Below are 19,268 nucleotides of genomic sequence, written 5' to 3' on the forward strand. Positions count from 1 at the left end.
GATTCTAAGGAGCGGCTCGGCGGGGATGATGAGTAATCCGGCTAGCCCCATGCGCTTTTGGAATAGTTACCGAAAAGCCGCGCTGGGCCGGGAGCTTGCGCAGTAAGATGGCGTTCTCATCGCAGGAGAATCGAGATGCAACTCAAATGGTTGGACGACCTGCTGGCGATTGCCGAATGTAAAAACTTTTCCCGCGCCGCCGAAGTGCGCTGCGTGACGCAATCGGCCCTGTCGCGGCGCATCCGCTCCCTGGAGGACTGGGTGGGGGTCAAGCTGGTGGATCGCGGCACCTACCCCGTCCAACTCACAGCCGCCGGCGTAACCTTCTGCGATGAGAGCCGGGAGACCCTCGCGGGCCTGTTGAGATTGCGTTCGACCTTGCGCGATGTGGAGCGGATGCCCGGACGGTCGATCCAGATCACCGCCGGCCACAGCCTCTCGATGACCTTCCTGCCGAAATGGCTCAGCCAGTTTCAGCAAAACAACGAGCAATTCAACGCCCGGGTGGTGGCGGCCAACATTCACGACGCCGTCATCGCCCTGGAGGAAGGCAGTTGCGACTTGATGATGGTCTACCACCACCCGCTCGCCCCGATCCTGCTGGACGCCGCGCGTTTCGGCAGCCTGGTCCTCGGCCACGATGCGTTCATTCCCCTGTGCGCGCCCAACCACAAGGGCGAGCCGCTGTTCCGCCTGCCGGGGCGCTCCGGCAAACCGGTGCCCTACCTCGCCTACACCGCCACCACGTTCCTGGGCCGCGTCGCCGACATCGTCATCAAGAACGGCCCTGCCCCCACGGCGTTGCAACGCTGTTACGAAGCCGATATGGCGATGTTGCTGATGCGCATGGCCATCGAAGGCTATGGCGTGGCCTGGTTGCCACAAAGCGCGGTGGCGGACGAGCTGGAGCGCGGGTTGCTGGTCAGGGCCGGCGATGAACAATGGAGCACGCGACTGGAGATACGTTCGTACTGCGCGATCGCCAACCGTAACCCGACGATGCGCAAACTCTGGAAAACCCTCGAAGGGGCTTCATTGCGTTTACCTGCCGCAGCGGGTTAGCCTCACCGAACAACGCATTGGGTCGCGAGTCGACATCGACAACCCCACTCATCGCCTTCATGAAAAGAGGAACACCCATGAGTATGGCTTGCGAGTCATCGACAGGCGCGGGTCAGTCGAAGCCCGCCCCCATCAGCTTGCGCGAAGCCTTCTGGTTCTGGTTGAAGCTCGGCTTCATCAGCTTCGGCGGGCCGGCAGGGCAGATTTCGATCATGCACCAGGAATTGGTGGAGCGCCGACGCTGGATTTCCGAACGACGCTTCCTGCACGCCCTCAATTACTGCATGTTGCTGCCAGGGCCGGAAGCCCAGCAATTGGCAACCTACATTGGCTGGCTGATGCATCGCACCTGGGGCGGCCTGATCGCCGGGGGGCTGTTCGTGCTGCCGTCGTTGTTCATCCTGATCGCCTTGTCCTGGATGTACATCGCCTTCGGTGAAGTCCCGGTGGTGGCCGGTCTCTTCTATGGCATCAAGCCGGCCGTGACGGCGATCGTCGTGCAGGCCGCGCACCGGATCGGCTCGCGGGCCCTGAAGAACAACTGGTTATGGGCCATCGCGGCGGCGTCCTTCGCTGCGATCTTCGCCTTCAACGTACCGTTCCCGCTGATCGTACTGAGTGCGGCGCTGATCGGTTACGTGGGCGGGCGGCTGGCACCGGAAAAATTCCAGGTCGGCGGCCACAGCGCCGCCAGTCAATCCTTCGGCCCGGCCTTGATCGATGACGACACGCCCTCACCCGCCCACGCCCGCTTCCATTGGCTGAAGCTTGCGCTGCTGACGGTGATCGGCGTGCTGCTGTGGGCCTTGCCCATGGGCGTGCTGACCGCGCTGTTCGGCTGGCACGGCACCTTGACCCAGATGGGTTGGTTCTTCACCAAGGCCGCCCTGCTGACTTTCGGCGGTGCCTATGCGGTGCTGCCGTATGTTTACCAGGGCGCGGTCGGCCACTATGGCTGGCTGACCCCGACGCAAATGATCGACGGCCTGGCGTTGGGAGAAACCACCCCCGGCCCGCTGATCATGGTGGTGGCATTCGTCGGCTTCGTCGGGGCTTATGTTTCGCAGGTGTTCGGCGCCGACCAGCTGTTCCTGGCCGGCGCCGTCGCGGCAACCCTGGTGACCTGGTTCACCTTCCTGCCTTCGTTCCTGTTCATCCTGGCGGGCGGCCCGTTGGTGGAGTCGACCCACAACGAGCTCAAGTTCACCGCCCCGCTGACGGCGATTACCGCCGCAGTGGTCGGGGTGATCCTCAACCTGGCGTTTTTCTTCGGCTACCACGTGCTGTGGCCCAAAGGTTTCAGCGGCGCGCTCGACTGGCCTTCGGCGCTGATCGCCCTGGCCGCCGCGATTGCGTTGCTGCGCTACAAGCGCGGGGTCATCCAGGTGCTGGCGGGGTGTGCACTCGTGGGGTTGCTGGTGCACTTGTTGCGTTAGAACGAGCGTCTCGGGCAGGCACACCGTCTGTGCCTACCCGTTCGCTTCATGGGTTCAAACCGATCCAGCCGTGCACGCCCACATACACACCGACGGCGATGATCAATACGCTGGACAGGTAAGGCGCACGCCGAGCAACAGTGCCCAGCCAGGGCCAACGGTTGGAAGCCTGCTTCGCACCAATGGCCGCCGCCGCACCCACGGTAACCAGGGTGATCGCCAGACCGATGCTGAAACACAGCACGAGCATGCCACCCAGGGCGACTTCCTTGACCTGCAAGCACAGCAACAGGACGGTGATGGCCGCCGGGCAAGGAATCAGCCCACCCGTCAGGCCAAACATGACGATCTGGCCGGTGGTGACCTGGCGGTTGTGGAAGCGCTTGCGAATATCGTCTGCGTGGGCGCGCTCATGGGCATCCTGGTAGCCCTCCAGCGCCAATTGCAGGCCGCTGTGGGTTGGATGTGCATGATCGTGGTGGTGATCATGCCCGTGGTGGTCATGTCCATGGTGATGGTCATGATGATCGTGTTCGAGCCCGAACATCCGCTCGCCACGCCAGGTACGCCAGAGCATCCACAGGGCAATCGTGATGATCAGCAGCGCAGACGCCAGTTGGAAATACGGCTCGCTGGTCCGCGCATCCAACCCCTGGCCGAGGTACATGCCCCCGATAGCGACCAGCCACACCACAGCGGTGTGGGAAAGCGTAGCGGCAAGCCCCAACAACACGGCCTGTTTGACCGAGCCACGAACGGCCACGATAAATGCCGCCATCATGGTTTTTGAATGCCCCGGCTCAAGGCCATGCAAGGCCCCCAGCAGGATCGCACTGGGAAAATACAGCCAGGCGTGAGCGCCCCCTTGTTGCAGCAGTTCAGCGAAATCGGGCATGTCGGGCCTAGAGATATTTGGTGATTTGCTTGAAAGCTTCCAGCGGCGCGCGCTCGCCCCTGTCCAGCGCCGAAACGGTGTCCTCCAGACAGTGATCGATGTGATCCTGGATCAACGTCCGCTTGGCCTGGCACACGGCTTTTTCCACCGCGTGCAATTGCTGGGCGATGTCCACGCAATCACGACCCTCTTCGATCATCGCGATGATGCTGCGCAAATGACCGTCCGCGCGCTTGAGGCGCTTGATGATTGCCGGATGGGTCTGGTGGGGATGGGGGTGTTCGTGAGTGTGCTCACTCATGACTTGGCCTCGGTGGATTGACGTCGCCATCCTATCCCCCCAGGGGGATGCAAGCAACTTCAACGAAGCCCGTTCTCATAGTGAATCAAGGCGGGAGCTTATTCTTTTTCACGACGCGTTGTGGCCTGGTTGCCGCAGAGTGCGGGGGCGGACGAGTTGGAGCGGGATTATTGGTCGGTGCCGCTGGCAAGGAACGGAGCACGCGGCTGGAGATTCGCTCGTAATGGGCGCTTCGTTGCGCTGATCGGTGCGCGTCTGCAACGGCCAGTGGCCTTGATGAAAAAAAACGCCTTTCAGATGGATGTCAGTCAGCCAAGGGAACGGGCCGACATCAACCTTCCAGGCGTCAAAAATGTCCTTCAGACCTCATGACTGAAGAACAGAGCGTACCCTTACTGACCGTTCTGAAAGCGTGCCGGCTTACGGAACAGACGGAAGTCGTCGAATTTCTGGCCGTAGACGAAAGGCAGGTAAACCTCCCGATCGGGCAGGACGTCCAGGCGCGGGACCGTCCAGGTCGACTCGCCTTCGGTGTACCAGGCGATACCGACCGAGACGACTGGAATAGTGTCAAGCGGATCCCACGCCGTGCCGTTGAGCTTGAGGGTGCCCTTGCCTTCACGCTTCACCCGAAGACGTTCCTGATTCTTCATGCAGTTCAGGATCGGATCGTGCTGCAGTCCATAGCCTGAAGAGTGCGGCACCGCCTTGATTTCGAAGTCATAACTTTCGCTGCTCGAAGGCCCCAGGTCGTCGCCGAACACGGCCTCGATCTCAATCAGACGCGTACCGTTACGCTCACAGAAACCGTACCCTTGATGTCCGTCCCGATAGACCTGGGCAATTCCGGTTTTCTTGGCCTCCCCCCACATCTCGCGACCAATGGTGACGGGCATGTCCCCACTGACGATCAGCACCAGCATGGTAGTACCTTCAAGTTCCTTGTATCGGCAGTTGAGGGAAATGATTCCGCAGTCGAACTCGCCGCACAGTTCACTCTGCCAACGTGAAACACTGGCGATGGCGGTGGGCGTTTCGGGCAGGTCGAAACAGGGCGGCAGCACCGACCGCAGAAACTCGAATGTCGTTTCGAACTCAATCGACACCGCTTCGATCGTGCAACGACCTTCAGCAAGAATTCTCTGGATTTCCTGAAGCTCTTCTTTCGTTTTCACAAAGCTCATGACTGTCGTTCCTGTCAGTGTCTTTATTGAAGGGCTGGTGTGTCAGCGCTTCAGGAGTTTCATCACAGCATCGGCAACGCCCAGCGAAGAGGCCGGGTTCTGGCCGGTCACCAGTGAGCCGGACACCACCACATGGCTCTCCCAATCGCCGGCCTTCGAATACACCGCCCCGAGCGCCTTCATGTCGGTTTCCACCAGATAGGGAACGGCCCTATCCAAACCGACGGCGGCTTCTTCGCTGTCACTGAATGCGGTGACCTGAACCCCGTCGACCAAGGGGCGCCCGTCGCTTCTACGCGCATCCAGCAATGCGCAGCCAGCGTGACAGATGGTCGCGACAGGCTTGCCCGAGGCGCTGAACGACTCGATCAGCGCCACCGAAACAGGGTTGTCGCGCAGGTCCCACAACGGGCCGTGCCCACCGGGATAAACCAGTGCACTGACCTCCCCTGCGGCTACCGCTGACAGTTTGATAGTCGAATTCATGCGCTCTGCCAGGACCGCATCCGAGACGTAGCGCTGATAAAGCGCACTGTCCTTCAACGCCTCCACCGAGGCCGGGTCCACCGGGACTTTGCCACCTTCAGGCGAGGACAGGCGCACCGCCAGGCCGGCATCGATAAAGTGGTAATAAGGCGCCAGGAACTCTTCGAGCCATAGGCCGGTTTCGCGTCCGGTATCACCGAATGCGTCGTGGGAAGTCAGTACAAATAGAATGCTCATCGTGGACGCTCCGGGCATCGGCAAACGTGGATGTCAGGCAGCGATCTGCTGGTCCCACAGGTCCTGGGCGGTGGACCAGGTCTGGTTGATCTCCTGTCCATCCGGGAGCTGCCAGGTGATAGGGCCGACCATTTGCAGAATGAACGTGGTGTCCGCGAGCATTTTGGTTTCCTCATGCTCGGCGCCGGTCGCCTCGTAGAGGAAGCCGTGCTGGACGCACAGCGCACCGCCATTCTCCGGGCCGCCGCGCAACTCGAGGATGCCTTCGAACACATAGCCTTCAGCGGGACCGTGGTGGATGTGCGGCATCAGGATCGAGCCATTGGGGCAGAAAAACATTACGGTCCAGATGCCAAACTCCGGCGACACATGCAGCAACTTCCACTTCACCCCACCGGTGTGGAATTGCGCGGGAAAGTCCTGCCATTCAACTTGATCGACTTGCACGTAGGCGTCTTGTGGTTTCTGGATCGTGTTCATTTCAGGCCTCGCAATTTCCGGTTTCGATGGCCTCAAGCTACCTCCGGGTTTGCGTCGCACCTATCCAGAATTGGCAATTGGGTCAGCCCTTGCTCCATTGCCGAAATTGGCTATTGACCCAGTCGTTATGCCCTTAGTTTTCACTCGTAGACCACCCAATGGGCACGTCTCGTCATCTATGAGGAACTTGAAAATGGCTAAAACAATAACGGTAATAGGCACCGGCATGATGGGCTCGGGCCTGGCCAGCACATTGCTCGCGGCAGGTCGCAAGGTCACGGTATGGGACGGTCGTCCTGAAGCCACGCGCCACCTGGTCGCCAAGGGCGCGACGCTCGCCCCCTCCTTCGTCGACGCTGTGCATGCCAGCGAACTGACCATCATGATCATCAGCAGTGCCGCCGGCGGTGCCGCGCTCATCGAAAACAACATTGCTGAGCTCGACCTGAGCGGCCGCTTCATTGCCAACCTCAGCACGGCAATGCCGGAAGATGGCGAGCGCTATCGGGCCATCGTCGAAGGCAACGGCGGCACCTTCATCAACGCGGCGATTTCGTCGTACCCGGATCTGATCGGCGGCCCCTACACGGCAATTCAATACGCCTGTGCTCCGGCCGTGTGGGAGGAAATCGCGGAAACGGTAAAACCCATGGCGCCCCAGGGCACGATCTACACCGGGGAAAACCTGACCGTGCCGCCCATTGTCGATGCCGCCATGACCGGCAGTTTCTACGCTGTCGGCCTGGCCGGCTTTCTCGAAGCGGCGGCCTACGCCAAGACCCAAGGTGTGAGTGCCGGGCAATTGTCTGAGTTTGCCGACAAGATGCTGGATCTGCTGCGCTACAAAGTACAGAAAAGCATCAAGGAAATTGAAGCGAATGAATTTGGCACCATCCAGGCGACGGTCAACGTGTATCTGGACGCGGTCATCCAGTGGCGGGACGCGCTGAAAGCGAGCGGACTACGAGCCAGCCATATTTCGGCATTGGCTGACGATCTGACCGTTGCCCAAGACGCCGGTCATGGTGAACTGGGTTTCAACGCCCAGTATCTGGTTGCCAACGTAAAGAAATAACCGCTTTGGGAGTGATTGATCCGTGGCGACGGAGCTTGCTCCCGTTGGGCTGCTCAGCAGCCCTTTTCACAGCACCGCTCTACTCAGTGCGAGTGCCGGTGCGCACCCAGGCGCCCCACTGTCTGGGAGGGCAGTTCCCCGAAGAACTCCTGGTAATACTTCGAAAATCTCCCCAGATGACTGAAGCCTGCGTCGAGCGCCGCGCCCTGGATGGTTTCCAACGGCGACTGCACGAGCAGTTTGCGGGCCGTGTTCAGACGCACCGACCTGATGTAATTGAGAGGTGTCATGCCCAGAACGTCTTCAAAGCTGTACTGAAGGGTTCTACGGCTGATTCGCAGATGATTACACAGGTCTAGCACGCCAATGTTTTCATCCTGCAGGTGCCGGGCAAAGAACTCACAGCTCTTCTCAACGATATACGTGCGTGTGGACGGCGGCACCACGAGACGGGAAGAACCGGTATCGAAATCCAGAATCTCCTGAACACAGGCGAATACGTTGGCCAGGCTCGAATGATCAGACGCATCCGGCCAACCCGATTGTACGTGGCTCAAATGCAACTTCAGATTCCTTTCGAAATCGATCTGCGTTTCGGAGGACGGCTGAATAAAACGCTCGAAGGGTTTCGCGTCGATGTTGAGGTGCCCATCGATCCTGAACTGTTCCAGGAAGTCAGATTTTTTTACCGTCAGCATCAGGGCCTCGATGGGCGCCTTCGATACGGAGTGAAACAACCGACCGGAAGAAATATGGAAGGTATTGCCATTCACGTATCGGCCATTGAGTAATACATCTTCATTGGACCTTACGTTAACGATGACGATGGAGTCGAGTGGCACATGGCAAATCTGTTCGATGTAAGGACTTTCCATCGTCTCACGAGTGACTTTTACTTTTCCCGCCATTGAATGGCTGGCTATCGCCCCATGAAAACGGGCTCTTTTCTCAAGTTGGTGATATCGGTTGTCATCCCACTCCTCCAAGCCACCGGCATGTTCGAACGCGTCATGGGATTCCAGGAAGCGGAAATGAGTGTCGGGTGGACGAGATGAGATGGGCATGACGCGAGGCTCGAGGTACGTGAGGTGGAGACATATTTCTTTTATTTCTCAGCAATCTTTATACCGTAATAGACCTCATAGGGCTCTTCAGCGCGGCTGGGTAAATCTCGATGATGCTCAAGCGTCTGCGGCCTTGATGCATCGCCAGGAACGGCCCTCCTCAGAATAACCAGTCTTTGTCCGAGTCCTTCACCGTCACCTGGAAAAAGAATTGGTCACCCGCCCCAATCTGATGCGTTTTTACTCAACTGCACGCGCCCGGTTCGAGAAGAAACGACACACCTGTGGGCATGCCCGCTTTACGCCTGACGGTTGTCATCCATCGCCGTTATCGATTGCCAAAAATGGATAAGGGGTAACAGCGGCTCGGCGTAGGCTGGAACTTAGGGCGGTGCTGGATACATTAACCGGCAACGTCCGCAAACATTGATTACCGTCGCCATAATATTTTTCCAGAACAACAAAGCGGACGCATCGCAAGAACTCGTCCAGAGAGCAACGACATGAGCAAAGCCGACGTTGAACACAGCACGGGGATGATGAGTACAAGCGCGAGCTTGAACATGGATCTGTTGAAACAACTGGAGGCCCTGAACCAGGCCGAACACACTTCCTCCGAATGCTGGAGCAGTGGAGCATCGCTGGTTAGAGAGGCGTCTTTGTGGATCCTCTTCGGTGCTGCCTTGTGGGTCGGTACCTTGCTGGCTGTAGGAGCAAACGCATGAACAGTTCAAACAACGTCGAACAAGAAGCCCTGGCGGGTCGATTGCCCGTTCTGGCCGGCAGTCGGGTCTATAAGACTTACGGATCCTTCCTGTGGACATGCTGCGCATTCAGCGCGGCGACCTGGGCCTTCCTGATCGGCAGTTACCTGCCGTTCGTAGGCGATTGGCGACTGGGGGTGATGGGCTACACCATCGGTCTGATCATCGGCATGGCGTTGGTGTCGCTGGCCTCCGGCGTCCCGAGTTTCAAATACGGCACCGACCCCATCGACACCGCCAAACCTTCGTTCGGCTACCGCGGCATCGTCATTCCGCTGTTCGGGCTGCTGGCCACGTTGATCGGTTGGTCCTACGTGGTGGAAGCGCTTACTGCCAGAGGTGCCGCGAACGTAGCGGCCACCATCACCGGCAGCCAGGTAACAGGGGATTCCCATGAGCACCTGGTGATTGGCGTCGCGCTGGCGGCGCTACTCCTGGTCTGGATAATCGCGAGCAAGGGTCCGAAGCTGTTCGAACGCCTCAACGGTTTTATCGGGCCTTTGCACATGCTGATCACCTTGGTGATGTTCGGCATCCTCGTGCATAGATTCGGTCTGGAAAACCTGTGGCACAACCAGCTACCAGCCGACCAGATGCTCTCCCACGATCCCGTCCAGGGGCTGGCGCTGGCCGTTGAGTTTGGCGTCTCCAACGCCATGACCTGGTGGCCAGTCATGGGCGGCCTTACTCGTCTGGTCAAACATAAGAATCATGTCATGGGGCCGTCCATTATCGGCGTAGGCATTCTCGGTGCCGCGTTTGTTTCCACTGTCGCCGCCCTCGCCGCCATCAGCGCCGGCACCTATGATCCGACAATCTGGATGATCGCCGTGGGTGGGCCGATATTCGGCTCGATCATAATGACCATCGTGCTGACTGCGAATATCGCCACCATGGTAGTGATGATCTATCTGGCGGGAGTCTCGATCCAGCAAGTGAAGTTCTTCGCACGCTTGAGGTGGGAGTTGCTTCTCGCCTTATTGCTGTTGCCAGGCCTGTACTTCGCGTTCGAAACCGAATGGTTGTTATCCAACGTGATGAGCTGGTTGTCCTATAACGGCGTGATGTTCGTGGGCATCTCGGGCATTACCCTGGTGGACTATTTCATATTGAGACGTGAACAGCTCGACGCACCCAGTCTGTTTGCCACTCACAACAGTCATTACGCCTATTGGGGCGGGGTCAACTGGACGGCCGTGGTTATCAGCATCGGTGCAGTAGCGGGATACCTCGCCATGTATAACCCCGTAACCGTGGCGATGAGTGAATCTTTCCGATACTTCGGCGCCTCCATACCGGTGATTGCCATTTCCGGACTGGCGTATTATCTGGCGGCCCGTATGATCCTGGTTCCTCTTGACAAAGGTCATTACGCACGCACTCTTGTCTTGAGCCAACCGACACTGGATTCCCAGCCAAAGCCTGGAGCCTTGAGAGTCAGCCTCTGACGGTCCAGAGACATCGGGGGGGGGGCGCGTCACGCACCCCGCCTTGGGCGGCCAGGCTCAGGCATCAAGGAGGACAGCCCCCTCCCCCTACGCCCTCGGTTCCCAGATTTCGTTCACTCTCCATTAAAAATGCCCTTTGAGAATTACAGCTTTTAACAATTCTTTCCCGGCAAAAACCTGAGCATATTAAAGAACACGCCGATAACGTTCGAATATTCCATCCTCCAAGGATTAAACATGATTACCCTCAATGCCCAGCTCTCCGGTGTCCAGCCACTCTCCACAATCAGCGTAGAACCCAAGAAGTCGATGGATGAAGTGGCGCAGGCGCCTGCGGAAAAATCGTCTACCGGTACACAGGTTGAGGGGGTAAAAGTATCGCTGTCCGGTGTCGGACTTCAAAAAGCCGCGAATGAACGCGCCACCAATACCAACAAAGACATTGAAGAAAGTGGGTTGCCTGACCAGGCGCAGAAGATCCTGAAAATGATTCGGGAGTTGAAGCAGAAGATCGAAGAAAAGCAGTCAGAAATGCAGGCACTCATGGCTGATCAAAGCATGTCCCCGGAAACCAAGCAGGCGAAAGTCGGCGCGCTGCAAGCGACACTCTCGACACTCACCGCCAGCCTGGTGACAGCGAGCGCCGCCCTGGAAAAACTGACCAAGAACGGAACCCTGTCTGCTGCCCAGGCACAACAAGCCGCCAAACTGGCCATGAAACGTTAAACCCGCCTCTCCGCCCGCGCCTTGACACTTCCATTGCCGATATTGGCTAGGGCGCAAAAATCTCGGCCAGGTAAGGTTGCCTCAGTTCATCCATACGGTGCTGAGGAAGTGAAAATGAAAAGACTTGGAGGAAAAGTGGCGCTGATTTCCGGCGCCGCGTCTGGCATCGGCGCGGCCAGTGCCATTCGATTCGCAGATGAAGGCGCCGGGATCATCATTTGTGACATCGACGAGACAAAAGCCGGATCTGTGCTGGAAACGATTCGGGCCTCAGGAGCCACAGCACTGTTCTGTCGCCTGGACGTTCGGGATGAAGGTCAGTGGGATGCAGCGTTTACAGCAGCGTTGGCGCAATTCGGTAGCGTCGATATCGTCATGAACAGCGCCGGCATAGCAGTAGCCGGCAACGTGGAAACCATGAGTTTCAATGATTGGAACAAGGAACTGTCGGTCAACCTTCATGGGACTTTCCTTGGCATGAAACTGGCGTTCAGATATTTACGGGAAAGAGGCGGATCGATCATCAACCTGTCTTCGATCGAAGGCATCGTGGGTCATCCTGAATATGCGGCCTACTGTGCCGGAAAAGGAGCCATTCGCAACCTCACCAAATCCGCGGCACTGCATGCCGGACGCCAAGGCTATCGAATCCGAGTCAACAGCATCCATCCTGGATACATCACCACACCAATGGTAGGCAACGACCCTGTCGAACTGGAACGATTGCGCAGACTGCACCCTATCGGCTTTCTGGGAGAAGCAATCGACATCGCGAACATGGCTCTCTTCCTGGCTTCAGATGAGTCACGTTTTGCGACTGGCGCGGAGTTTGTCATCGATGGCGGATTTCTTGCGCAATGAGCGGATGGCATTCTCCTCCCAGTCAGAGCTTCCTTCGTATGTCCGGATAGCGCTGCTGGAAAGCTGGCAACACTCAGTCAGTTCCGGCGTACCTTCACCAGCGGCGCGCTGATTCAAATCCCGAAACCAATAAGTGCTCTGCGCTTTGGCAAGGTCGAAGATTCCAACGTATGGTGAGCCCCAACCAACAGCACAACAATAGCTTCAAAAATGAAACTACGTAACACCTGGGGATTGACCTATGAAGCAAGAGTACGACTTCAGCACAGCCAAGCGTGGCCCGATTTCAAGCAGAAAAGGCAAAACCTGCATCACCATCATGCTTGATGACGACGTAATCAAGTCTGTTCGTGAGCACGCCGAAAGCGCGGGTACCGGATATCAAGCCATCATCAACGATCTGCTGCGCCAGGCCCTGATATCTGAATGACACGGCAGCTAAAAAGTGCCCCCCAAACGGTCAAACGCAGCGTAGCTGGTATAACCCACTCTAACGTGAAGGACCGTATATTCCGGCCACGAAATAGGCCATGCCTACACGATGGGCTATAATCCGCAAACCCACCCAGCGCGACTTGAGGTCCAGCCCCCATGGGCAATATCAGCCTTGAAACCAAAAAGGCCTACGCCGCCCGGACACGTCGGTCCAACTACGCCGCCAGCCTGCGCCTGGAAGGCTTCAAGATGACCCTGGCGGATGGCGAGTGCAAAATGCCGACGCGTGAAGAGGTCTTGAAGGCGTTTGCCAAGACCTGCCGCTGATGCCTGACAAGTATGGAGTCGGCGAAGACGCCTATTGCTACCCCGGCTCCACGGTCCTTCGCAACAAACTCGATATCCGTGACGAACCGACCCTAAGCGAAGCCGAACAACAACTCTCGGCCATCGCGGCAGACCACGTCGAATTCACCCCTCCTCCCTACAGCCTGGCTTATCTGCAAAACATTCATCGGATGCTGTTCTCGGACCTGTTCGAATGGGCCGGAGAACTGCGAACCGTGGGCATGTCCAAACAAGCCACGCGCTTCTGCCAACCCGAGTACATGGAGAAAGAGGCCAGCAAGGTCTTCGCCTCCATGGCGGCGGCCAACTGGTTCGAAGGGATGGACCGGGCAGAGCTGATCATTGCCGTTGCCGAAGCCTATTCCGACATCAACGTCATACACCCCTTCCGCGAAGGCAACGGTCGCGCCCAGCGCATTCTCTTTGAACACCTGATCATGAACGCGGGATTTGAGATCAGTTGGTGGGGGATTGAGAAGGACGAGTGGATTCTTGCCAATATAGCGGCTTACAACTGCGTCATGGGGCCTATGGAGCAGGTTTTTGAGAAGTGCATTGGGCAGGCGATTCAAAGTTGACCGTGCGATTCCACCCCCACGAACCTTAACCACCGGTTTACTTCGAAACACAGGGCGAGATCAGCCCAACGCATGCCAACCCATACCTGATAAACTGCGTATCCCCGCAATTTGCATCCAGACCCTCCATGTCTTTACAAAAAAATCCGCCACAACCCATCTCCCGCCGCTTCAGCGTGGCGCCGATGATGGATTGGACCGACCACCACTGCCGCTTCTTCCTACGCATCCTCTCCAAGCACGCCCTGCTCTACACCGAAATGGTCACCACCGGCGCATTGCTCAACGGCGACCACGAACGTTTCCTGCGTCATCACCCGTCCGAGCACCCGCTGGCCCTGCAACTGGGCGGTAGTGTGCCGGCTGACCTGGCTGCGTGCACGCGCATGGCTCAGGAGCATGGCTATGACGAAGTCAACCTCAACGTGGGCTGCCCCAGCGACCGGGTGCAGAACAACATGATCGGCGCCTGCCTGATGGGGCATCCAGGGCTGGTGGCCGATTGTGTGAAGGCGATGCGCGATGCGGTGTCGATTCCGGTGACAGTCAAGCATCGGATCGGGATCAATGGGCGGGACAGCTACGAGCAGTTGTGCGAGTTCGTGGGGACGGTCCGTGACGCTGGGTGCACGAGTTTTACCGTGCATGCGCGGATTGCGATTCTGGAGGGGTTGTCGCCGAAGGAGAATCGCGACATCCCGCCGCTGCGCTATGACGTGGTCGCGCGCTTGAAGGCGGACTTCCCGGAGCTGGAGATCGTGCTCAACGGCGGGATCAAGACGCTGGAAGCGTGCCATGAACACCTGCAAACCTTCGACGGCGTGATGCTGGGGCGCGAGGCTTATCACAACCCGTATCTGCTGGCCGAGGTGGATCAACAACTGTTCGGCAGCACCGCGCCGATCATCAGCCGGGCCGAGGCGCTGGCGCAGTTGCGACCTTACATCGCCGATCACCTGGCCGCCGGTGGCGCGATGCATCACATCACCCGCCATGTGCTGGGCCTGGGTACCGGTTTTCCGGGGGCGCGGCGGTTCAGGCAGTTGTTGTCGGTGGACATCCACAAGACCAAGGACCCGTTGGCGTTACTGGATCAGGCTGGGGAGTTGCTGGAAGGGCGCTGACTGTCACTTGCTTTGAACCCGCGCGCTGTTTTGGCATCGTATCTACCGATACCGCCCGGCCTTTCAAACAGCCGTTTCCAGGTTGTTGCCACCGGGACCTTCGATCCTTCTTCACGCCCTTGAGTGGCTGCCGGCCCTCGGGTAATGTCAACAGACCCATAGGACAGAGCACACTCATGACTTCCAAGCTGGAACAACTCAAGCAATTCACGACCGTAGTGGCCGATACCGGCGACTTCGACGCCATCGCCCGCATCAAACCCGTAGACGCGACCACCAACCCTTCCCTGCTGCTCAAGGCCTCGGCCCTGGCGGGTTACGCCGAGCAACTGAACGCCTGCGTGGCGGATTGCAAGGGCGATGTGGGCCTGGCCAGCGACCGTTTCGGCGTGGCCGTCGGGCAAGAGATTCTGAAGGTGATTCCGGGGCGCATTTCCACTGAAGTGGATGCCCGTCTGTCATTCGACACCGACGCCATGTTGAAACGCGCCCATCGCTTGATCGATCTGTACGACAAGGCCGGTGTTGGCCGTGATCGCGTCCTGATCAAGATCGCTTCCACCTGGGAAGGCATCCGTGCCGCCGAGCAACTGGAGCGCGAAGGCATTCAGTGCAACCTGACCCTGCTGTTCTCCTTTGCCCAGGCCGCAGCCTGCGCCGATGCCGGGGTGTTCCTGATTTCGCCGTTCGTGGGCCGTATCTACGACTGGTACAAAAAAGCCAATGGCAACGATTACACCGGCGCGGATGATCCGGGCGTACAGTCGGTAACCCGCATCTACAACTATTACAAAGCCAATGACTACAAGACCGTGGTCATGGGCGCGAGCTTCCGCAATCTCAACCAGATCGAGCAATTGGCCGGTTGCGATCGCTTGACCGTCAGCCCGGAATTGCTGGAGAAGCTGGCGGCCGACGAAGGCAAGCTGGTGCGCAAACTCACACCGGGGCAAACCGGGGAAGCGCGCCTGAGCCTCAATGAAGCACAGTTCCGCTGGTTGTCCAACGAAGACGCCATGGCCACCGAGAAACTGGCGGAAGGTATTCGTCAATTCGCTCGGGACCAGGAAAAACTGGAGGCGTTGCTGCAAGCCAAGCTTTGAGCTGATTCAGCGGTATACGAGAAGGGCGAACCTTGATGGGGTCGCCCTTTTTTATGCACGGGGAAACAGGGGGATTTTGCCTGCTCGAGATAGCCTCAAGGGCTATGCAAGCTCAGGACTCAAGGCCGCTCCAGCGCATTCACCAGGTCATGGAAAGCTTCACGATTCGACTCATTGAGCCCCATGAGGATCTTGTGGGCTTCGAGCACTTTGATCCGTACTTCTTCTTCCGACTGATCCTGATCAGGCAAGTCGTCCAGGCATTCGGGGCAAGGCACGGGATCGCCCACAATGTTGAACACCTGGTCGAAGCCCATCGATTGCAGAAGACGGGTGATGTCGCTGTGGGTGGTGACGACGGTCGGCAACAGGCCGACCTTTTGCCGCGACAGGATCGACAGTTTGGCCAGCAGGCCCAGGGTGGTGCTGTCGATGCTGCGGGTTTCGGTCAGGTCGATCACGATGGCACTGAAGTTCAGTGCGGTGAAGATCCGCTCAATAGTCGCATCCAACGCCGAACACAGGGTCAGGCGAACTTCACCGATAAACTTCAGGACAAATGTGCCGTCCTGCTCGGCGAACTGGATTCTACCGGTACTCATCAAAGATTCCTGCTCAACACCAATAGGGCGATATCATCCGGCATCTCCCCTAGCGTGGCTAATCCAAACACTTGGCGCAAGCCTTCCAGGCTGCCGCCCGCCGCACTCACCCGCTCAGGTAAGGCCGCCTCTTTCTCTTTGAGTGTAGGTTCTGTCAAAAGGTCCAAAATGCCATCAGACATCAGCGTCAGGCTGAACGTCGGTGGCAATTCCAGCACGTGATCTTCGTAGGCGGCCTCATTGAACAGGCCCACCGGCAAACCACGCCCTTCCAGGTAACGAACGCTGTCTGGTGTATACAACACAGGCAAAGGCAGGTGGCCGCCGATGCTATAGGTCAACAAACCGCTCTCCTCGTCGATGACCCCACCGACCATGGTGACGTGTTTACCCAGCTTACAACTGATCAGGCCCCGGTTGATATGCCCCAGGACCTCCGAAGGCTTGAACTCTGGCAAGGTGCCGTTGCGCTTGGATTCGAACAACAGGCGCGTGGTCATGAACTTCAACAGCACCGTGACGAATGCCGACGACGCGCCGTGACCGGAAACGTCCGCCAGGTAGAACGCGACCCGGCGCTCATCCACCCGGAAATAGTCGACAAAATCCCCCGACAGGTACAACGACGGGATGATCTGATGGGCAAATCGAAAGCCATCAGCCGTCCACGGACTGACCGGCAGCATGTTCATCTGCACCTGGCGTCCGGCGTTCTGGTCTTCCTGCAACAGGTTCAGGCTGGCTTCGAGCTCACGATTGGCGGTTTCCAGCTTTTCGCGGTAACGCTGGTTTTCCACCAACAGGCGCGAACGGTCCAGCGCCCGGCGCACGGAGTGCTCGAGCACGGCCAGGTCTTCGAGGGGCTTGATCAGGTAGTCCGCCGCGCCCAGGCGCAAGGCCTCGACGGCGTCATTCATCACGCCAGCGCCGGAAACCACGATGACGGGGGTCTGCGAGGAGATCTCGGTGACCTGGCGAATGAGTTCAAGTCCGCCCATCTGCGGCATACGCAGGTCGCAGATGACCAGGTCGGGCTTTTCCTGCTCGAATACCTGAAGACCCTGTTGGCCATTGCTGGCCTGCAGGACGCTGAAACCACTGTCTTCCAAGTAGGCTGCGAGACTGGCTCGCACCACTTCGTCATCATCGATTATCAGCAGCGTGGCACTGGTTTTTGGCATGTGGGCAAACGGCGCCAGAATTAGGTTGGCGTAGCGGGCGGGGCCGTCGAGCCTGGCACGCACTACTGGATTCGCTTTCTAGCCTCTCTGTCGTAGCGGCTGCAGGCCTTTGCCTTGCACGCAATTACATCAGAGGTGCCCTTCTAAGGCGCAGACGGTACTCCCATCCGCCAGGCGTTTCAAGCTCATGCGGATAGCCGCTGCGGTCTTCAATTTGTCAAAGTACAGAGAGTTATAAGAACCGAGCGGGGCGTAACCCAATGGAAGGATAAATCGCCGGTTCCATCACAAAAAGGCGACCTTCATGGCCGCCTTCCTGACTCAATACATCGAAAATCAGAAGTCGTCTTCGACCTGACCGTCCTTGACCTTGAACTCGCGGTTCTGCAGGAACGCATTGCGGATGAACACATACTTGTCGCCGCTCACCAGCTTCTCTGCAGACAGCAGGCTGGCGCGGGTATCGATGACGTTCAGGCCGAAAATCGAGTTACGCACCGAGACGTTGTCGATGTAAGGATAGGGGCCGGTGTAGTTGTCGACGACCTTGGCCGGCGCATCGCGCAAGGTGCTTGGGCCCAACAATGGCAGCACCACGTAAGGACCGCTGCCCAGGCCCCAATAGCCCAGGGTCTGGCCGAAATCTTCATCGTTACGCTGCAAGCCCATCTTGGTGCCCACATCGAAGAAACCCAGCAGGCCGAACGTGGTGTTGAAGATCAACCGGGCCGTGTCGACGCCGGCGGCGGCCGGCTTGGCTTGCAGCACATCGTTGGCCAGGTTGCCCACATCGCCGATGTTGCGGAACATGTTGTGGATGCCATCTTCAAGGAATTGCGGCGTTACGTACTGGTAACCCTTGGCCAGCGGCTTGAGCGCATAGGTATCGAGGGTGTCGTTGAAGGTGAAGATCGGACGGTTGAAGCTCTCCCAAGGGTCATCCTCCGTGGCGGCCTGGGCAGCGAACGGAACCACCAGGACGCTGGCGGAAAGACACAGCTGAGCTAGACGATGGCTCCAGCGCATAAGGGAAAACTCCTTGGATTATTCAGGCAAGGGCGCCGGGCCCGGGCGATAAGGTGCGTAGTATAAAGCGGAACGCATGGATAGGCAGCACCGAAAAATAAACGACCTTATAGGACGTTTCTTCGGGCGACACCTTCATTTCGCTGTCACCGGGCTGTCATCGGCGCACGCTAGGCTGCGGGTTATTTCAAGGACGTTCCCATGCCCCGCGCCGAAACCCTGCCCCTCCCCGTTCCCAGCCTGACGGCCGTGTTGTTTGGCCTTAGCGGGTGCCTGGTAGACTTCGGGGCATGCGTCCGCCAGCCGGGAACAGCGCCGGATAATCCTGCGCAACCGACGCCCGGGGCCTTGGACAGCCTGCATCGTTTGCAGCTTGAAGGGGTTCCCTGCGCCTGGCTGGACGAACTGCCGCCCGCCATAAGCCATGGCCTGGCGGCGTCGCTGCCCAGTTGGATCAAACCGCCGCAACTTCCTGCAACAAATTATTCTTGGCCGGCGCCTCATGCCTGCTGGCAAGCGCTGATGACACTGGACGTCCAGCAACTGGACGGCTGTGTACTGGTCAGTGGCGAACCTCGTTTGCTGCAATCGGGGCTCAACGCCGGTTTGTGGACCATCGGATTGGCCTCCTGCGGCTCACTGTGCGGCCTGGCGCCGGCCCAGTGGCAGGCGCTGAGCCAACAGCAGCGGGACATCAAGCGCGCCAAGGCCACCGTGCAATTGTTCGGCCTGGGGGTGCATTCGGTGATCGATCACCTGAGCGAACTCGACACCTGCCTGGCCGACATCCGCCTGCGCCGCCTCAAAGGCGAGAAGCCATGACCGGGATCATGCAGGCTGCGTAAGGGTGGA

The 19,268-nt window shown here is 58.5% G+C and carries 21 protein-coding genes and 1 pseudogene; 13 read left to right on the forward strand and 9 right to left on the reverse strand.

Annotated features, from left to right (window positions below; all coding sequences use genetic code 11):
* Nucleotides 1-135: 135 nt before the first annotated feature.
* Nucleotides 136-1,062, forward strand: coding sequence for a LysR substrate-binding domain-containing protein (locus N4Q37_RS18250; RefSeq protein ID WP_260960919.1), 927 nt, complete (start codon nt 136-138; stop codon nt 1,060-1,062).
* A gap of 77 nt (nt 1,063-1,139) precedes the next feature.
* The gene (gene chrA / locus N4Q37_RS18255; RefSeq protein WP_390897943.1) at nt 1,140-2,498 is read left to right on the forward strand and encodes a chromate efflux transporter; all 1,359 of its coding nucleotides are present in this window, start codon (nt 1,140-1,142) and stop codon (nt 2,496-2,498) included.
* Between the two features lie 46 nt (nt 2,499-2,544).
* Here the strand turns inward: chrA and N4Q37_RS18260 are convergent, their stop codons facing one another.
* The 5 genes from N4Q37_RS18260 to N4Q37_RS18280 all read right to left on the reverse strand — a co-directional run bounded on the left by N4Q37_RS18260 (nt 2,545) and on the right by N4Q37_RS18280 (nt 6,081).
* A complete protein-coding gene (locus N4Q37_RS18260; protein ID WP_260960920.1) occupies nt 2,545-3,393 on the reverse strand; it encodes a nickel/cobalt efflux protein RcnA in 849 nt (282 codons plus the stop codon).
* A 7-nt stretch (nt 3,394-3,400) separates the two neighbouring features.
* Entirely contained in the window at nt 3,401-3,694 is a 294-nt protein-coding gene (locus N4Q37_RS18265; RefSeq protein WP_260960921.1) for a metal-sensing transcriptional repressor, read from the reverse strand.
* A 392-nt stretch (nt 3,695-4,086) separates the two neighbouring features.
* The gene (locus tag N4Q37_RS18270; protein WP_260960922.1) at nt 4,087-4,878 is read right to left on the reverse strand and encodes an acetoacetate decarboxylase family protein; all 792 of its coding nucleotides are present in this window, start codon (nt 4,876-4,878) and stop codon (nt 4,087-4,089) included.
* Nucleotides 4,879-4,920: 42 nt separating this feature from the next.
* On the reverse strand, nt 4,921-5,601 hold the full coding sequence (locus N4Q37_RS18275; RefSeq protein WP_260960923.1) for a type 1 glutamine amidotransferase domain-containing protein: 681 nt from the start codon (nt 5,599-5,601) through the stop codon (nt 4,921-4,923).
* 33 nt (nt 5,602-5,634) lie between these two features.
* Entirely contained in the window at nt 5,635-6,081 is a 447-nt protein-coding gene (locus N4Q37_RS18280; RefSeq protein WP_260960924.1) for a cupin domain-containing protein, read from the reverse strand.
* A gap of 193 nt (nt 6,082-6,274) precedes the next feature.
* Here N4Q37_RS18280 and N4Q37_RS18285 point away from each other — a divergent pair, with 193 nt between their 5' ends.
* On the forward strand, nt 6,275-7,156 hold the full coding sequence (locus N4Q37_RS18285) for an NAD(P)-binding domain-containing protein (RefSeq protein ID WP_260960925.1): 882 nt from the start codon (nt 6,275-6,277) through the stop codon (nt 7,154-7,156).
* 83 nt (nt 7,157-7,239) lie between these two features.
* On the opposite strand, the gene N4Q37_RS18290 is transcribed toward N4Q37_RS18285, so the two are convergent.
* Nucleotides 7,240-8,220, reverse strand: a complete 981-nt coding sequence (locus N4Q37_RS18290) for a helix-turn-helix domain-containing protein (protein ID WP_260960926.1) — start codon at nt 8,218-8,220, stop codon at nt 7,240-7,242.
* Nucleotides 8,221-8,723: 503 nt separating this feature from the next.
* On the opposite strand from N4Q37_RS18290, the gene N4Q37_RS18295 reads away from it, so the two are divergent.
* The 9 genes and pseudogenes from N4Q37_RS18295 (at nt 8,724) to tal (ending at nt 15,607) form a co-directional block, all read left to right on the forward strand.
* Nucleotides 8,724-8,945, forward strand: coding sequence for a hypothetical protein (locus tag N4Q37_RS18295; protein WP_260960928.1), 222 nt, complete (start codon nt 8,724-8,726; stop codon nt 8,943-8,945).
* Entirely contained in the window at nt 8,942-10,432 is a 1,491-nt protein-coding gene (locus N4Q37_RS18300; protein ID WP_260960929.1) for a cytosine permease, read from the forward strand. Before N4Q37_RS18295 ends, N4Q37_RS18300 begins: the two co-directional genes overlap by 4 nt.
* A gap of 237 nt (nt 10,433-10,669) precedes the next feature.
* Nucleotides 10,670-11,158: a hypothetical protein gene (locus tag N4Q37_RS18305; protein ID WP_260960930.1), complete on the forward strand. Its 489-nt coding sequence runs from the start codon at nt 10,670-10,672 to the stop codon at nt 11,156-11,158.
* 114 nt (nt 11,159-11,272) lie between these two features.
* Nucleotides 11,273-12,019 (forward strand): SDR family oxidoreductase, encoded by a 747-nt coding sequence (locus N4Q37_RS18310; RefSeq protein ID WP_260960931.1) that lies wholly within the window; start codon nt 11,273-11,275, stop codon nt 12,017-12,019.
* 241 nt (nt 12,020-12,260) lie between these two features.
* Nucleotides 12,261-12,446, forward strand: a pseudogene (locus N4Q37_RS18315) (BrnA antitoxin family protein); the annotation flags it as partial.
* Nucleotides 12,447-12,610: 164 nt separating this feature from the next.
* Complete coding sequence (locus tag N4Q37_RS18320; RefSeq protein WP_260960932.1) at nt 12,611-12,781, forward strand: YhfG family protein; 171 nt, start codon at nt 12,611-12,613, stop codon at nt 12,779-12,781.
* Complete coding sequence (locus N4Q37_RS18325) at nt 12,781-13,380, forward strand: putative adenosine monophosphate-protein transferase Fic (protein WP_260960933.1); 600 nt, start codon at nt 12,781-12,783, stop codon at nt 13,378-13,380. The genes N4Q37_RS18320 and N4Q37_RS18325 overlap by 1 nt, the downstream gene beginning before the upstream one ends.
* Nucleotides 13,381-13,508: 128 nt before the next feature.
* Nucleotides 13,509-14,504: a tRNA dihydrouridine(20/20a) synthase DusA gene (dusA, locus tag N4Q37_RS18330; RefSeq protein WP_260960934.1), complete on the forward strand. Its 996-nt coding sequence runs from the start codon at nt 13,509-13,511 to the stop codon at nt 14,502-14,504.
* 176 nt (nt 14,505-14,680) lie between these two features.
* A complete protein-coding gene (gene tal / locus N4Q37_RS18335) occupies nt 14,681-15,607 on the forward strand; it encodes a transaldolase (RefSeq protein WP_260960935.1) in 927 nt (308 codons plus the stop codon).
* Between the two features lie 119 nt (nt 15,608-15,726).
* On the opposite strand, the gene rssC is transcribed toward tal, so the two are convergent.
* The 3 genes from rssC to N4Q37_RS18350 form a co-directional block, all read right to left on the reverse strand.
* Nucleotides 15,727-16,209, reverse strand: coding sequence for an anti-sigma factor antagonist RssC (gene rssC / locus N4Q37_RS18340; RefSeq protein ID WP_260960936.1), 483 nt, complete (start codon nt 16,207-16,209; stop codon nt 15,727-15,729).
* Nucleotides 16,209-17,390 carry a two-component system response regulator RssB gene (rssB, locus tag N4Q37_RS18345; RefSeq protein WP_260960937.1) on the reverse strand — a complete coding sequence of 394 codons (1,182 nt, stop codon included), beginning with the start codon at nt 17,388-17,390 and terminating at the stop codon, nt 16,209-16,211. Before rssB ends, rssC begins: the two co-directional genes overlap by 1 nt.
* Before the next feature lie 336 nt (nt 17,391-17,726).
* Nucleotides 17,727-18,416 (reverse strand): MlaA family lipoprotein, encoded by a 690-nt coding sequence (locus N4Q37_RS18350; protein ID WP_260960938.1) that lies wholly within the window; start codon nt 18,414-18,416, stop codon nt 17,727-17,729.
* A 201-nt stretch (nt 18,417-18,617) separates the two neighbouring features.
* On the opposite strand from N4Q37_RS18350, the gene N4Q37_RS18355 reads away from it, so the two are divergent.
* Nucleotides 18,618-19,238 (forward strand): HAD family phosphatase, encoded by a 621-nt coding sequence (locus N4Q37_RS18355; protein WP_260960939.1) that lies wholly within the window; start codon nt 18,618-18,620, stop codon nt 19,236-19,238.
* The last annotated feature ends 30 nt before the right edge of the window (nt 19,239-19,268 follow it).

Origin of the sequence: Pseudomonas citri, assembly GCF_025336485.1 — a bacterium.
Lineage (GTDB): Bacteria > Pseudomonadota > Gammaproteobacteria > Pseudomonadales > Pseudomonadaceae > Aquipseudomonas > Aquipseudomonas citri.

Bases quoted from the DNA above. Each gene is read 5' to 3' on its own strand.
- N4Q37_RS18250 (WP_260960919.1), top strand. From the start codon at position 136: ATGCAACTCAAATGGTTGGACGACCTGCTGGCGATTGCCGAATGTAAA.
- chrA (WP_390897943.1), top strand. From the start codon at position 1,140: ATGAGTATGGCTTGCGAGTCATCGACAGGCGCGGGTCAGTCGAAGCCC.
- N4Q37_RS18260 (WP_260960920.1), bottom strand. From the start codon at position 3,393: ATGCCCGATTTCGCTGAACTGCTGCAACAAGGGGGCGCTCACGCCTGG.
- N4Q37_RS18265 (WP_260960921.1), bottom strand. From the start codon at position 3,694: ATGAGTGAGCACACTCACGAACACCCCCATCCCCACCAGACCCATCCG.
- N4Q37_RS18270 (WP_260960922.1), bottom strand. From the start codon at position 4,878: ATGAGCTTTGTGAAAACGAAAGAAGAGCTTCAGGAAATCCAGAGAATT.
- N4Q37_RS18275 (WP_260960923.1), bottom strand. From the start codon at position 5,601: ATGAGCATTCTATTTGTACTGACTTCCCACGACGCATTCGGTGATACC.
- N4Q37_RS18280 (WP_260960924.1), bottom strand. From the start codon at position 6,081: ATGAACACGATCCAGAAACCACAAGACGCCTACGTGCAAGTCGATCAA.
- N4Q37_RS18285 (WP_260960925.1), top strand. From the start codon at position 6,275: ATGGCTAAAACAATAACGGTAATAGGCACCGGCATGATGGGCTCGGGC.
- N4Q37_RS18290 (WP_260960926.1), bottom strand. From the start codon at position 8,220: ATGCCCATCTCATCTCGTCCACCCGACACTCATTTCCGCTTCCTGGAA.
- N4Q37_RS18295 (WP_260960928.1), top strand. From the start codon at position 8,724: ATGAGCAAAGCCGACGTTGAACACAGCACGGGGATGATGAGTACAAGC.
- N4Q37_RS18300 (WP_260960929.1), top strand. From the start codon at position 8,942: ATGAACAGTTCAAACAACGTCGAACAAGAAGCCCTGGCGGGTCGATTG.
- N4Q37_RS18305 (WP_260960930.1), top strand. From the start codon at position 10,670: ATGATTACCCTCAATGCCCAGCTCTCCGGTGTCCAGCCACTCTCCACA.
- N4Q37_RS18310 (WP_260960931.1), top strand. From the start codon at position 11,273: ATGAAAAGACTTGGAGGAAAAGTGGCGCTGATTTCCGGCGCCGCGTCT.
- N4Q37_RS18320 (WP_260960932.1), top strand. From the start codon at position 12,611: ATGGGCAATATCAGCCTTGAAACCAAAAAGGCCTACGCCGCCCGGACA.
- N4Q37_RS18325 (WP_260960933.1), top strand. From the start codon at position 12,781: ATGCCTGACAAGTATGGAGTCGGCGAAGACGCCTATTGCTACCCCGGC.
- dusA (WP_260960934.1), top strand. From the start codon at position 13,509: ATGTCTTTACAAAAAAATCCGCCACAACCCATCTCCCGCCGCTTCAGC.
- tal (WP_260960935.1), top strand. From the start codon at position 14,681: ATGACTTCCAAGCTGGAACAACTCAAGCAATTCACGACCGTAGTGGCC.
- rssC (WP_260960936.1), bottom strand. From the start codon at position 16,209: ATGAGTACCGGTAGAATCCAGTTCGCCGAGCAGGACGGCACATTTGTC.
- rssB (WP_260960937.1), bottom strand. From the start codon at position 17,390: ATGCCAAAAACCAGTGCCACGCTGCTGATAATCGATGATGACGAAGTG.
- N4Q37_RS18350 (WP_260960938.1), bottom strand. From the start codon at position 18,416: ATGCGCTGGAGCCATCGTCTAGCTCAGCTGTGTCTTTCCGCCAGCGTC.
- N4Q37_RS18355 (WP_260960939.1), top strand. From the start codon at position 18,618: ATGCCCCGCGCCGAAACCCTGCCCCTCCCCGTTCCCAGCCTGACGGCC.